This window comes from Mesomycoplasma dispar (assembly GCF_000941075.1).
GTDB classification, from domain to species: domain Bacteria; phylum Bacillota_I; class Bacilli_A; order Mycoplasmatales; family Metamycoplasmataceae; genus Mesomycoplasma; species Mesomycoplasma dispar.
Genome location: NZ_CP007229.1, coordinates 915,419 through 930,393 on the forward strand (window position 1 = coordinate 915,419; position 14,975 = coordinate 930,393).

Below are 14,975 nucleotides of genomic sequence, written 5' to 3' on the forward strand. Positions count from 1 at the left end.
AAATAAAAAAAGTTCTAACTACCTTAATAGTCAAAACTTTTTTATTTACAAATAGAAAAAATCTATTTCACTTTAATTAAAGAAGTAACGTCGTAACTTTCAAGATTTTTACGACCTTGCAACTTCTCAAGTTCGATTAAAAAGATGATTTTAGAAACAGTAGCACCAGTTCTTTCGATCATTTTTGTGATTGCTTTTACAGTCCCTCCGGTTGCAAGCACATCATCAATGATCGCCACTTTTTGCCCAGGTTTTATCATACCAACTTGAACTTCCAAAATGGATGAACCATATTCTAAATCATAGGCAAATTCCTCAACTTCGCCTGGTAATTTGCCTGCTTTACGAACCATTATAAATGGTTTTGAAAGAAAGGCGGCGGTCGGTGTTCCGAATAAGAAACCTCTTGCATCAGGTCCGACAATTATGTCAACATCTTTTGCAAGTGAAGCCATTTCAACGATTGCGTAATTTAATGCTTTTCCATCGGCAAGCAGGGGAGAAATGTCTTTAAAACTAATTCCCTTTTTGGGAAAATCCTCGACAGTTCGAATAAATTTTTCTAAGTTAATTTGCATAACTTTCTTATATTATAAACCATTTTTAATTTTTTAATCTTAGATTTTTTAGTTTTTTTTGGGTTCAATTTCAAATTAACGGTGAGCAAGGTATAAAAATAAAAAATAAAAGTACAATAACTTGCGTTATTCTAGTTTTTAGAATTTGATCAAAAGCACTAATTTCTGGTCTATAAGCAGAAATTAAAATTAAATCAATAATTGGAACAATAAGCGCAAAAATTAATACTATAGAAATAAAAATTACTGAAACATATGCAAAAAAGAGAAAATACTTCTGTTTTTGAACAGTTATTTTTTGGGTTTTGCGATTACGAATACATCCGTAAATTGCCGCTGCAATTAATAAAAAACTAATTAAAGCCGATCAATTTCCAGTAATATCGGCAAAAGAGTACAAATTATTTAATTTTTTACCGTAATTTCCATAGCTTTGGTCATCGAAAGCAAAAACCCCAATTAATGTAAAAATAACTAAACAAATAATTGAAAAAGAGCCTAAAAAAATAGTTGAAACTACTGGTTTTTTTAAATTTGTGAATTTTTTTCACTTATTAAGCAAAGAAAATTCATTTGTTATAATTAATTCTTCTAAAGCTCTTGGACCTCATAAAGTAAAGACATTAATAATTCCTAATAAACTAATTCCAATTAATAAAAAGGTTGTCCCGAGAATTAATTTAATCGTTAAACCCGATCACTTTAGTTCGTTTTTTGCAATTTTAATAAAGGATGAAATTGATCCATCGCCAACAATTGAAGTTGCAATTGCAATAAAAAGATAAATTATAGTCGTGATCCCGATGCCTAGCAAAATTGCAATCGGTGTTTTTTTTGGTTCTTTCATTTCTGATTGCAAACCAGCAGCGGTAAAAAATCCTTCATACGAAAAGAAAATCCCTGACATTGAAATTAAAACACCAACTCCAGGCAAACTAGAAGAAATTGAAGCGCCTTCAGTTTTTATCTTTTCTACTGGCAAAAAATTAATGTCATTGACTAATTTACTTGAACCACCTTGAAAAAATAAGACAAAACCAACAACTATTGTCACTAAAATTGGCAAAAATTTTGCAATTAAAATTACTTTATTATGAAATTCGGCAACTTTTGCGTTTAACCCGATGGCAAAAAAGTAAATTGTGATTAAAATTGAAACTACCAAAACAATTATTCAATCAGAACTTAAATTCCAATCACTACTAGATTCAAGTCGAAACGAAGCAATTGCATCTTGCAAAATTTGCATAAAATAAACTGGTAAAACAAAATAAGTAAACGGAAGATAAAGGTAAATTATGAAATTCTTTGAAATTTGAAAAAAAGACTGTGAATTAAAGAGTTTATTTCAAATAATTACTGATAAATTTGATTTTTTAGTTGCTGATGAAATTTCCACAAGAGCGATAGCCATTGCAACAATTGAAAAACAAGCAATAATTCAATTGCCGATAGCAAGCGCGAGATTATATCCAGAATTTTCTAAAACGGATTTTGACTTAAAGAAAATCCCAGCGCCAATACTGGCGCCAAGCACTATTAAAAGAGCGCCAAAAAAGGTTATTTTTTGTGTTTTTTTGTCTTTTTTAAACACTTGTTCCATTTCTCTTACCTTCAAAACAAAATAGAAGTAAAATTATACCACGTTTTTTTAAAAATGCAATCTAAACTATAAATAAATTATTTATTATTAATTTATATTAACTGTAAGAAATATTTTTCAATAAGTTGCTTTTTCTCTTTGCCTAAAATTGAAAAGGGGGAATCGATATTATATTCAATCAGTTTTTCTTTTAAATTTTTTGTAAAAAATTCAAAAAATTTACTAAAAGCAAGTTGGTTATTAACTCGAAGATCAAATTCATTCTGAAAAACATAGTCACTTTTCATTGAATAATGGAAAATAGGATCGAAAAATTTTGTCAAAAAATCACTAATTTTTTTAACATTAGTCTTCAAAATTTGTAAATTTTTTTGCTTTATTTTTTCAAGTTTTTCTTTTTTATCTTTAATTTTTTCACTGACTTTTTCAAGTTTTTTACTATTTTCTTCCTTTAATTTAACTTTTTCTTCGGGTTTTAACTCTTGAATATTTTCCTTTGACATTTCGATTTCGATTTTTCTTTTTTGTTCAAAAAGATTATCAATTTCAGTTTCTATTTTTTTCTCTTCTCTTTTAGTATTTTCTAAATTTATAACAAAATCAATGATTGAAATGATGATATTTTTAATCATATTTTGAGTAATTTCAATAAAATCTAGGTGAAAACGCGCCATATTTAATTGAAAAATTAACTTAATTACGGGATTTCATTGTTTTTTCTCTTTAATAAAATTTTCTTCAATAAAAAGATATTTTTTCTTTTTATCTAGATATTTTTCTAAATTTTTATCCGATTCAAATAGTTCTAATTGTTCGTTGTAAAAAATTCTATCATTTACGTCATCAAAAAATGGATGTACTATTTCAACGCTCGGATTTTTTTGATTTATATATTCTTTATCATCCTTAATTCCAAGGTTAATTTTTAAATTTGCACTTTCAATTCTTTTTTTTAGATAAGTAAAAAGTAATTCTTTTTTCTTAAGCTCGCCTTGATCATTAAGAGTGTTGAAAAATTTAACTAAAACTTCTTCAAAGCCAAAATATTGCTGCTCATTTATTTGGCCTATTTGTAAATTCTCAATTTCTTTTTCTGTAAAAATTCCTTTAAATTTTGTCGTTGGTTTTCTTTGATTTTTTGAAAGACCTTTCATAATAGATTCGAAAACAAAGGGTTTTTCACGTTCTGAATCATAATTTTTTTTATTTTTATTATTAGAATTCATAAAATTTAGGTCAATCTTAAAACAACTAGTAAATAATAAAGTTGGTAGAAAAAAACTTAACTTTGGAAAAATTAAAATTTTGATTTTATTTTTATTTTTTCACATTTACTATAATTAAAAATTTTGATATTCATAACTAAAAAATAAGAAAAGCTTTCAAAATTTACTAATTTTTTACTAAAATTTAAAATTTAACTGAAAAAAAATTAATTTATGGTACAATGTAACTGTTCTTTTCTGAAGTAACACTTTTAATTTAAAATAAAATTTGCTTTTGCTTTTTGTTTATGTTATAATTAGTTTTGGTTTTAACGTAAACAAAAAGCAAAAGCAGCTCGAGTGGTGGAATGGTAGACACAAAGGACTTAAAATCCTTTGGGAGTAATCCCGTGCTGGTTCGAGTCCAGTTTCGAGCACCAAAAGCGCCCTTAGCTCAGCAGGTAGAGCAAATGACTTTTAATCATTGGGTCAGAGGTTCAAATCCTCTAGGGCGTACCATTTCAAATTTAATTTGTCCGTTTCACATAGTTTAAAAATAGAAAAACCATTTAAAAGGGTTTAAAATGTCTAAAAAAATTGCAATTTTAACTTCAGGAGGCGATTCTCCTGGAATGAATACTGCTGTTAGTTTTCTAGTAAAATCAGCATTAGAGTTGGGGTTCGAACCTTTTTTAATATTTGAAGGTTATTCTGGAATAATTTCAGAAAAAATTTTACCAGCAGTTAATTTTCCTTACAATGGCATTGCAAGTTTCGGTGGAACTGCAATTGGTTCAACTCGTTTTCCCGAATTCAAAGAGGAAAAAATCCAAAAAACTGCAGCAAACATTTTAAAAAAAATCGGTATTAACTCTTTGGTTGTAATCGGTGGAGATGGAACTTATAAAGGCGGTCATAAATTACACTTGCAAGGAATTAATGTTATCGCATTGCCTGGAACGATTGATAACGACATTGAATTCACAGATTATACAATCGGATTTGATACCGCTTTAAACACGATTGTTGAAACTGTTGATAAGTTGAGAGATACCGCCAATTCTCATCGTCGTTGCTTTGTTGTCGAAGTAATGGGTCGCCACTGCCAAGATTTAGCGTTGTATTCAGCGATGGCAACTGGTAGTGAAATTTTAATTACAAACACTCACATACTAACAGCAGAGCAAGTGAGTGAAATGGTTTTAGAACAATTCGAAAAAGGTAAACCAAGTGTGATAATTACTGTTACAGAAAATGTTTTGCCTAATTTAAAAGAATTTGCCGCTAAAATTGAAGAATTAACAAAAATTACAACAAGATCGTTGGAAGTTGGGCACCCACAGCGCGGCGGAAGACCTTCTGCATTTGATCGAATTCTAACTGCCAAAATGGCAATGAAAGCAATCGAATTAATTAATGAAGGAAAATCTGGTCTTGCAATCGGATATTTAGACGGAAAAATTCAGGCTCGTGATATAACCGAAGTTGTTTCAAGTCCTGTTAAAAAAACGAATGAATTAGTTGTCAAAGTTAACAAAATTAACCAAAACTAGTTTTAAAAGGTGAAAAAATGCGCAAAATAAGAAGACTACAAATGGCAAAAAGACGTGAATTAAGACGTCTGAAAATTTCAAAAGCGGCCAAAAAAGCAAATGCAAAACTTAAACTTTTAGCAGAACAAAGTCTTTCTGAATCTTAAAAAATTCTTTAATTTTAAGTTTTGCTATAATTCGATTTTTATAGTTTTTTTTTTTTTTTTTTGATAAATTTGTAACAAAAAGAAGTCACAAATAAACATTTTTTGTTATTTGTGACTTCTTTTTGTTTAAAAAATTAGTTCGACTGTAAATTAAAAGTCTTTGTTTTTACCTGAGTTTCCCAGTTACAAACGCTTAATTATAAAAGACCTCCTAATTTAGGTGATCTCCTGAGTTTCCCAGTTACAAACGCTTAATTATAAAAGACCTCCTAATTTAGGTGATCTTTTTAGAACTTAACGTTATTTCATAACAATTTTTTCGACTTATAACCCGGATTTTTGTCAAACATTACTAGCAAAATACATTTCTAGTCGCTTTTTATTTTTGATTAGAGGTTATTATGCATTTACAAATCAGGTTTTTTACTATAAAACTAAAAAAGAACAACTTTTTTAACATTTTTATTATTAAAATAATTACATCATAATTGTTATGAAAGGTTAGTACTTTTTTCTTATTATTTTTTAAAACAAATCCTTATTTGTTAGTGTTTTTTGATATTTACAAATTAATTATACCACTAACTGGGAAACTCAGGTACAAACGCTTAATTATAAAAGACCTCCTAATTTAGGTGATCTTTTTAGAACTTAACGTTATTTCATAACAATTTTTTCGACTTATAACCCGGATTTTTGTCAAACATTACTAGCAAAATACATTTCTAGTCGCTTTTTATTTTTGATTAGAGGTTATTATGCATTTACAAATCAGGTTTTTTACTATAAAACTAAAAAAGAACAACTTTTTTAACATTTTTATTATTAAAATAATTACATCATAATTGTTATGAAAGGTTAGTACTTTTTTCTTATTATTTTTTAAAACAAATCCTTATTTGTTAGTGTTTTTTGATATTTACAAATTAATTATACCACTAACTGGGAAACTCAGGAAAAGTCTTTGTTTTTATTAGCAAAACCAGCAAAATGTATCCGCGCAATTGCAATATATTTATTTCCCATTTTGTTATTAAACCTAAAAATTAACTTTTTAAGGCGTTTTTTAACCGTAATTGTTAGTGAAAGTTGCTTATCAATTTCAGCAATTTTGCTAGGATCACCAATATTTTCTTTAGCTAATTCATGGATTTTTCCATCCACATCCTCATATGAAACACTAATATAATCTTTTCATCAATCTTTTCTGTTTATCGGCGTATAATCACTATTTTCAAAAAAACGTAGACGCACTCCTTCGACATAAAAACCATGAGGATATTGCGAAACATTTTTTGGAATCATCTTAAATTCAGTCCCACTTTGATTTCCGTAATTATCGTGATATCAATAAGTGTTTCCCTGTCCAAAAACATTTTCTGGGCGGTATTTGTATGAAAAATAGGTTGAGTATTTCGTATCACCAAATCCTCAAATTTGACCAGGATTTTTTAAAATGTTATAATCAACAAAGTTAAAATTCTGTTTTTCCAAAAACTCAGAAAATTGACTTCCTAAATAATCAAGTTGGTATTGTGGCTGTAAATAATTAGGAAAATTTTTCTCTTTTGTAATTTTTAAGTTGCTAAAAAGTGAAGAATTTGACTTTAGAACATTTTCAATTTCAGTTTCTGAAATTTCAGAGACAAATTTTCAACGATTTTCCTTGGCAAATTCGGTCCATTTTTGTGCAATTTCTTTCCTAATATCATCAAAACTGGTTAATTTAATCGCTGATTTTAACATTCCTGTGTCTAAAATTTGTTTGTTTCGGCTTTGATTTCAGGAAAATGATTTAATTTTGTAATTTCCAGTTTTAATCTTTTCTATCTCTGATTTTGCAAAAGTAAAACTTAATTTAAACTGAAAATGTGATCTTATTCTGTTTGCTTCCAAATTTGAATTATTGACCTTTTCAATTTTAGCCCTAAATAGTTTAACCAGACTATCTTCTTTTTCTTGATGCTGTAATTCTAAATCAAAAAGTTGGGTGTTTTTGCTTAAATCAACATTTGAAGAAACATCAAAACTAACAACACCAGTTTTTTCGTCAATTTTCAAATTATCTACCAAGTCAATTTTATTTTCGAAACTAAATTTTTCAGTGTTTTCCTTGTTAAAATAGTTTACCTTTTTCTCAGTCCCAAATTCAATAGTTTCAATTTGGTATTTCTGATTTACTTTTAAATTTTGAAATTTAACCCTTAAATATTGCAGATTTTCTTCTGGTTTACCAATTTCTTGCTGCGAATTTTCAACAGTTGCTTCTGCTTCAAGAGATTCTCCATCTTTAGTTTTATAAGTAATTTTTGCCTTGTCATTTTCCTTAATTTTTTGACTTTTATCGGCAAAAGGAATTATCCCATCGACTGAATTTAGATTATCGCTTGAAAAAATAGGTGTCCCCTGTTCAAAAATATCGTTTGCAAAAATTTTAATACTTTGAGATTTTTCCACTTTAATCCTTTCATTATTAGAGGTTTGAATTGCTACTAATTCATAAAAAGTGTTGGTTTTTTCAAGGGTAATTTTGGTTTTAATGACACTTTCGTTTTCGACAAAAAATTCAGATGCTATTTCTTTTCCAGTTGAACTTTCTGCTTCCTGAAAAATCAATTTTGCCTTATTTTCTTTGAATTTATTTTTATCTGTTAGTTCAATTTTTAATTCACGTTCCTTAGTAAAAGGTGATTCGGTCTGGTCAAAAACGGTCAATCCGACTGTATTTTTAATTGTACTGAATTCAAATTGGTTCGCTTTTTCAATCGAAGAATCATAAAAAACACCTTCTAAACCGTTTAGTTTGTAATTTTTTCAAGCTTTTTCTGGTTTAGTATTAAAAAATAATCGTTGAATTTTATATTTTGTTTCGCTTTTTAGTCCAGAAAAATTAAAATTTAACATTCATTTTTGATCTTTTTTCGTAATTTTTCCTTGAAATGTTTCACTTTTATCGTTTTTTTCTGTGGTTAAAACTGCACTAACCGTTTGGTTTTCGCTAAAAACATTATCAGAACTTTTTAATTCAGCACTAAAATTTGCTGAATTAATTGTTAAATTTGTAAAATTATCTCCATTTTTTACAATTTCTATACCTTTTGGTTCAATACTAACTTTAAAATTTTGAGTAGAAATTCATTTTTCATCAGTTTCGATACTGTCAAAGTCAAAAATTCTATTTGAATCAATATTTTCAAAAGTAAATTCAACATTTTCTCCGCTAGTTTTAACTGACGAAGATTTAAAAGTTTGATTTTTATCCCTTAAAATCAAAGTTAAATTTTTGCTGTTATTGTTTAAAATTTTTCCACTAATTATCAATTTATTTTCAGAAAAATCTTTAAATTTAAGTTCTTTTAATGTTAAAACTGATGTATCAAAAACAAAATTACTACTAAAATCTATCGGAACAATTTTGTCATTCTGACGAAAGTTGACTGTGTTAATTACATATTTTTTATTATTTTCAAAATGAATATTATCAAATGCTAAATCATTATTAAATTTTTTGTAGTTAGTAGCAACAGTTTTTCGATTTTGATTGTCTTTTTCATTTAAATCAACTTTTACTTGAACGCCATTCAAATCAATTGTTTCAGAAACTAAATTCATTTGAAATGAATCTAAATTAAGTTGCTGAATCTTGTCAAGTTTAATTTTGTTTTCAAGTGAAAATAAGTTTGATTTTGCCAATTTTTCATGAAAAATTGGTTTTTCCGTATTTTTTAGTCACAATTTTTTCTTAATTTCATATGGTTCTAATTTTTCAATTTTAACCGATTTGTTTGGTAAAATGTTGAAATGAAATTTTAGAAAGATTTTGCCTTTTTCTTCAAAAACTTCACCAATTGATTCAAATTCTTTCTGATTTTCAGATGCAAATAGTTTAATTTTATCACCTTGTTTTAAAGTGCTGTTTTCATCTTGTAATTCTAAAACTCCGCAAATTTGGTCAATAAAATTACTTTTTAAGTGCTTAATCTCTTTTATTTTTATTGGCTCAAAATGTTTTACAAAAGTGAAACTCTCGATGTTATTTTGAATTTTTATTTCATTTAATTTATTTTTTGAATTAATAAAATAAATATTTGATAAAAGATATTTATTATTTGGCAAAATTTTATCAAAAACAAAATGATACAATTTTTTTTCAAAATCAAAATATCCGTATTTTGAAGATAGTTTTGTCTGTCCATCTTCAGAATTAATTGTTAAAACTAAATTTGAACTTGTTATTTCGGGATCTATGAAATTAAAATAGATATCAACAGCTTCATCATTTTGCTCTACTGACTTGATTATTGAAAATTTCTTTTCTGGAACAGAAACATTTTCAAGGTTTGACTGATTAGCGAGATTTTCTACTACTTTTTTCCCCTCAAATTCCACAAAAAGATCGTTTAAATTTATTGGTTGCTCTGATTTAGTTTTTTCATCGAAAAAATAAATTTCACGAATAGCAAGTTTTTGTTCTAAATCTAGTGAATTAGAATTTAATTGGGTGCTTTGACCAAGGAAATCAACAGCAATATTTCTTTTAACGCTATATCCTGATTCGTTTTTTAGAATTAAAAATACATTTCGATTTGCGGTAAGATTTTTATTAAATTGTAATTTTTCAGTTGTATTATTTCACATAACAGGTTTAAAAATCGGCGCATTTTCGTAGTCAGTTTTAAAAATTGGTTTGCCTTGAATTTCGATTGAGGTTAATTTAAAACTTTCATCGAGATTTGTAGGATGGTTTATTGCTAAAGTTCCAGTTTTGTCAACTTCAAAAGAAACAAATTCAGAATCGTTGTTTTTGTTTATAAATTTTGATTTTGCAATTTTACTTGCAAAATTTTTATCAAGATTAAAACTAGCTAAAATATCACCATTTTTGTTATATTTATATTCATAATTATACAATTTTAGATAATTTGAACTGTTTTGGCCCAAAATTATGATACTAGTAAGTGCAAGCGATGTGATTGCAAAAAATCCGACAGTAGCGACTATTAATATTTTTTTTCTTTTTTTAATCATTTCTCTCCTTCGGTTTTCATTAACCGTTTTGAAATTAAAATAGAAATTTTAGTTTTGATTATTTATTAAAACTCAAAAAACGGGTTCAAATGAACCTTTAATTTTTTGAAAAACAAAAAATGATCTATTTTCTACATTTTGAGAAAAACAGATCATTTATGTATTCTTAAAATAAACTAAAATTTAGGTTTTGAAAAACACTTGAAGTAATTATAACATAAAAAATTTAAAAAACAAACAAAATTTAATAAGAAATTAAACCGTTAGTTTAAAAAACCAGTTTGTGTTTTTTCTAGTGAATTAAAATTTTTCTTATATAATAATTATAAATATTATATCATTTCTAGAATTTTTACAAAAAAATTAGCAATCTTTCATCAACAAAATTTTATTTTTCGATTAAAACCTAACCAATTAGAATATCTTCGGTTATATAAGTTTTATTTTGTTTGCCGATATTATCACCTTGTCAAACATAAATAAATGAGGTAATTCCAAGTTGACCGATTAGCATTATAATCATAAATCCGATTTGGGAAACTACCGACAAATCACGAATTAGCCCAGTCGAAAGTCCAGAAGTTCCAAAAGCAGAAGTGACTTCAAAAATCAAATGATGAATTTGATAAGGACTACTTTTCCCTTGATTAATAAGATCATCAAGTGAAAAACTAGCAAGAAAAACAAGGAAAATCACTAAAACTAAAGAAATAAAAAAGACAATTGAGGCTGATACAATTTTGTCAGTCGTGATTCGCCTTTTAAAAACATTAACATCTTGTGATCCTCTAATTTTAGAGATGATCACAATAATAAAAATTCAAAAAGTTGTAACCCTAATTCCGCCGCCAGTTGAAGAAGGCGCAGATCCAATAAACATTAATAAACTTGTTAAAAAAGTGCTTGCTTGTGATAATTGTTTTAAATCAAAAGTGAGAAAACCAGTTGAACGTGCCATAAAATTATGGAATAAAAGTGCAAAAGACTTATCAAATCAGTTGCCATTTTGTTTTTGGTTTCAAAAAGTAAGATTTGATGAAGAACTTGTTTCAAAAGCAATAAAGAGAATGAATCCAAAAAAGGAAATCACAAAATAACTTAAAATTGAAATTTTTGAAAAAAGGGAAAAGCGAAAGTTTTTCACTTTTTGCCGTGAAAGTTTAATACGAAAATAACAGTAAAAATCGTAAATTACTGGATAACCAATTCCGCCAATTATTGTCAAAATTATAATAATTATTTGCAAAAAATAAGAATAATAATAAGGTTCAAAACTATAAGCGCCAATTATGTCAAAACCAGCATTGTTTATCGCTGAAATACTATGAAAAATCGCAAATCTTATCGATAAAGATAAATCTTTATAAGGTGATTTTTGAAAGGAAAACTTTTCAGGATTTGCATCGTAGAAATAAAAGTAGAGAGTTAAGGCAAAACTACTAATGAAAACTAAAATTAAAAAAAGATTAATTGATGTTTTAATCACACCTTTTAAATCGTTTAACTTGCTCGATCCACGTTCAATTTTGAGAATTTCACGGGATAAAATACTAATTTTTTTTCCGAAAAGATGATTAAAAATATAGAATTTTACAGCAAAAATCCCGATTCCACCAAGGGAAATTAAGATTGCGATCACGCTTTGACCAAAAACATTAAAATTTGTTCCTGTATCAACTAAACTGAGTCCTGTGTCGCTAAAAGCTGAAACTGATGTAAAAAGTGCGGCTAAAAAATTGATTTTATTAAGTGAGTTACTATGAGAAAATGGTGCCACTAAAAAACCAGCACCAAGAAGAATAATCGATGTATAAACGGTGAAAATAATGTGAATTTTTTTGAGACGGAAAAGTGATTTTAGAAAACTTTTGAAATTAATTTTCAGGTTCATTTTTCCCCGTTTGTTATATTTTGCCTTATCTTTTACATTTTTATTAAAAATTAAATTTTTCAACAACAAAAAAAAAAAAAGTTATTTTTTTTTGTTCAGAATAAATGTAATAATTATATCAAATCTAGTTAAAAATTTAATCAAGAAAGACAAAAATAAGTCAAGAGTAATTTTTAAATTAATTATTTTCTATTCTCAAATTTCAAAAAAATCTATGAATTCATACACTTTTTTGAAATTTGAGAATTAACTTAATAAAGAAATTAATAATAGGAATTTTGTTTTTTAATTTTTTAAATATTTTTTAAAAAAATTTTGAAGTTTTTTTTGAATTTTAGTCTAAAATTTATTCAAATGAAACGTGCAAATATCTGTATAATCGGAGCAGGTCGCCTTGGAAGGGCGGCGATTTCGCAATTAGCTGAATCAGGACATAATGTAATTGTTATTGATAAAAAGGCTGAAAATCTCAAATTTGTTCGTGAATTCGCGACGATAGAGCCAATTATTATGGATGCTAGCGACATAAACGCAATGCGAAACGAGGTTGGACTTGAGGATATTGATACAATTATTGTTGCAACATCGGATAATATTGAAATTATTGCAACTTTATTAGAATTACAAACAGAAATTAACCTTTTTAATAATCTAAAAATTGCCGCACGTGCTGTTAATAAAAGACACGCTCGTGTTTTAAAACAGATTGGTGTTGACTGAATTATTAGTCCAGAAGAGGAAGCTGGAATCAAAATGGCACTTTTAACTGTTGATAAAAATTTTCTAAATTACGCTGACAATCTCAAAGAAATTGCTAACGGAGTTTTTGCTGGTAGTGTTAATGTAAAATCGCCACATTATATAAATAAGACCATTAAAAACGCTAATTTACGTCAATTTAACGTCAATGTTGTTTTGATTAAAAGAAACAAAGAAGCTTTTTTGCCCGCTGCTGAAACAATAATTCAACAAAATGATGAAATTACAATTATTGGTAAAATTGGCGATGTTACCACTGTTTTACAGAAATTAGAGTCGATTAAGAAGTAAACAAATTTAGATTTTAACAACAAAAAAGCGAGAAATTTCTCGCTTTTTTGTTCTAAATGGTTTAAGTTAGTATAGGAAAATGAGACACATCATTATTTTTAATTATTTTTAAAACAAATTTTTATTATTTTTTATTCTCCAAAATTGTGAAAATTTTTTTGAGCACCAAATTGTTCAAAATGAGAATTTGGACTCAAATATGAAAGGCAACTTTGCACTCTAGTTTTATTGTATCATTTAACAAATGAGCTGATTTTTTGATGGGCATCTTCAAGGTTTTCAAAAATTTTACCCTCAACATTCAAGTATTCTCTTTGTAAAATAGCATAAAAGTATTCAATCGGGCGGTTTGCAAGCGCGTTTCCTTTTGGCGACATTGATTGTTGAATGTTGTTTTCTTTTAAAAATTGAGCAAATCGGTGGTTAGCATATTCAACTCCATGATCTGAATGGAAAAATTTAGGTGTAATTTTGTGTTTTTTGATTGTTTCTTTTACTAATTTTATTGTTTCTTCTGAAAATCTAGTCTTGGAAATTGAAAAATTTAGCAAATAATTAGATTTTGTTTCAATTATTGAATGCAAAAAATAAAAATCATCGCCAATTCTTATAAATTTAATATCAGCAAATCATTTTTCACCAAAATTTTTAGATTCAAATTGTCCTTTGATATGATCTTCGGCTCAAATCCGCGAAAATTTAGCTTCTTTTGGCGCATTTTTACCTTGTTTTTTGTAAGCAATCGATTTTATCCCTAAATGTTCATAGTGTTTTTGAAAAACATATGTGCTTATATTATTTCCTTGATTTTTGTATACATTATACAAATTATCTCGACCTTTTACTTTTCTGTTAAAATTAAAACTTTCAAGAATTCAATCAAGTAATTCTTTACTGTATACCATTTCTTTTGGTGATTTTTTCACCTTTATTTTGCGATAAATCGATGTGCGATTAACTTTTAAAACGCTGCAAAGTCTTGTTGAATTTTCGATTTGATCCTTATCTTTTTCTGCTTCTTGTTTTCGCTTTTTAAGTTCGTCCATTACAATTGCAGGATCAATCCCGTATCTTCTAAGGACGTTTTCCATTATTTCTTGATAAATTCCGCGGTCATTTTCCGAAAGATCGTTAATTGTGTATTGTTTTTTTGACTTACGTGGTGATTTATTTTTACCACGTGTGTTAATTAATCCGTTCATGCCATAATTATAATACTTTTTTTGTCAGTTTCGAATTAAATTATTCGCATATGTCTGTAAAAAACCCTCTTTTTGCGATTTTTTATTAACTGATTTATTTTTATAAATTTCACGAAACTCGTTTGCAAAATGTATAGTCGCACTTTTGAATCCTTGCGATTCAGCGATTTTGATATATTTGATTTTTTCATTAATTGAAAATTTATTTTGTTTCATAAAAAAACACACCTCTCTTGGTGTGTCTCATTTTTTTCTACTAATTTATAACCGTTTTTATGAATAATTTTGCTTATTAAATTTATTTTTTAAAGGAAAACTGCCTTAAAAACAAAATGATTTTTTATCTATACCTTGTTAGTTTATAATTCGAAATTATACTATAAAATCTTATGTTTTTAGCAAAATTACAACAGATTTTCGTTATAAAAAACACGAATTTTTTTTAAAGAAAAAACAAAAAATATATTATAATTTTGGTTTACTTATGGATTTCGAAAAATCGTACTTATATTTGCTAAAACTTTACATATTTGAGGCATCTCTTTTTGAAGATGCTGCTTTTTTCTTCGAATCCGCATCACTTGATATTTTTGATAGATTCCCCATTAATCTTCATTAGAGAAGATTTTTTCTTCAAAGATGAGGTTTTCATATTTTTTTAGAATAAAAATTTAATTTTTTTATTCAAATTAGATATTGTTTTTATTTTATCTATTCAA

10 protein-coding genes and 2 tRNA genes are annotated in these 14,975 nt (G+C 27.1%); 6 read left to right on the forward strand and 6 right to left on the reverse strand.

The genetic code is table 4. From position 1 onward, the window contains the following. Nucleotides 1-62: 62 nt before the first annotated feature. The 3 genes from MDIS_RS03195 to MDIS_RS03205 form a co-directional block, all read right to left on the reverse strand. Nucleotides 63-578, reverse strand: a complete 516-nt coding sequence (locus MDIS_RS03195) for an adenine phosphoribosyltransferase (protein ID WP_084217555.1) — start codon at nt 576-578, stop codon at nt 63-65. Nucleotides 579-603: 25 nt separating this feature from the next. Beyond that, on the reverse strand, nt 604-2,181 hold the full coding sequence (locus MDIS_RS03200; protein WP_044635613.1) for an amino acid permease: 1,578 nt from the start codon (nt 2,179-2,181) through the stop codon (nt 604-606). A gap of 92 nt (nt 2,182-2,273) precedes the next feature. Next, nucleotides 2,274-3,407: a hypothetical protein gene (locus MDIS_RS03205; protein ID WP_232034215.1), complete on the reverse strand. Its 1,134-nt coding sequence runs from the start codon at nt 3,405-3,407 to the stop codon at nt 2,274-2,276. 333 nt (nt 3,408-3,740) lie between these two features. On the opposite strand from MDIS_RS03205, the gene MDIS_RS03210 reads away from it, so the two are divergent. The 4 genes from MDIS_RS03210 to MDIS_RS04490 all read left to right on the forward strand — a co-directional run bounded on the left by MDIS_RS03210 (nt 3,741) and on the right by MDIS_RS04490 (nt 5,085). Next, a tRNA-Leu gene (locus MDIS_RS03210) sits at nt 3,741-3,826 on the forward strand. A 3-nt stretch (nt 3,827-3,829) separates the two neighbouring features. After that, nucleotides 3,830-3,905 (forward strand) — tRNA-Lys (locus MDIS_RS03215). Nucleotides 3,906-3,970: 65 nt separating this feature from the next. After that, nucleotides 3,971-4,939: a 6-phosphofructokinase gene (pfkA, locus tag MDIS_RS03220; RefSeq protein WP_044635614.1), complete on the forward strand. Its 969-nt coding sequence runs from the start codon at nt 3,971-3,973 to the stop codon at nt 4,937-4,939. Between the two features lie 17 nt (nt 4,940-4,956). Beyond that, nucleotides 4,957-5,085 carry a hypothetical protein gene (locus tag MDIS_RS04490; protein ID WP_276240845.1) on the forward strand — a complete coding sequence of 43 codons (129 nt, stop codon included), beginning with the start codon at nt 4,957-4,959 and terminating at the stop codon, nt 5,083-5,085. A 930-nt stretch (nt 5,086-6,015) separates the two neighbouring features. On the opposite strand, the gene MDIS_RS03225 is transcribed toward MDIS_RS04490, so the two are convergent. Beyond that, on the reverse strand, nt 6,016-10,113 hold the full coding sequence (locus MDIS_RS03225) for a hypothetical protein (RefSeq protein WP_044635615.1): 4,098 nt from the start codon (nt 10,111-10,113) through the stop codon (nt 6,016-6,018). A 406-nt stretch (nt 10,114-10,519) separates the two neighbouring features. Further along, nucleotides 10,520-12,004, reverse strand: a complete 1,485-nt coding sequence (locus MDIS_RS03230) for a TrkH family potassium uptake protein (RefSeq protein ID WP_044635616.1) — start codon at nt 12,002-12,004, stop codon at nt 10,520-10,522. A 354-nt stretch (nt 12,005-12,358) separates the two neighbouring features. Here MDIS_RS03230 and MDIS_RS03240 point away from each other — a divergent pair, with 354 nt between their 5' ends. Beyond that, nucleotides 12,359-13,054: a potassium channel family protein gene (locus tag MDIS_RS03240; protein ID WP_044635802.1), complete on the forward strand. Its 696-nt coding sequence runs from the start codon at nt 12,359-12,361 to the stop codon at nt 13,052-13,054. Nucleotides 13,055-13,185: 131 nt separating this feature from the next. Here MDIS_RS03240 and MDIS_RS03245 read toward each other — a convergent pair whose 3' ends face one another. Next, on the reverse strand, nt 13,186-14,472 hold the full coding sequence (locus tag MDIS_RS03245) for an IS3 family transposase (RefSeq protein WP_044635618.1): 1,287 nt from the start codon (nt 14,470-14,472) through the stop codon (nt 13,186-13,188). Between the two features lie 268 nt (nt 14,473-14,740). On the opposite strand from MDIS_RS03245, the gene MDIS_RS04495 reads away from it, so the two are divergent. Then, nucleotides 14,741-14,875, forward strand: a complete 135-nt coding sequence (locus MDIS_RS04495) for a hypothetical protein (RefSeq protein ID WP_276240846.1) — start codon at nt 14,741-14,743, stop codon at nt 14,873-14,875. Nucleotides 14,876-14,975 lie beyond the last annotated feature (100 nt).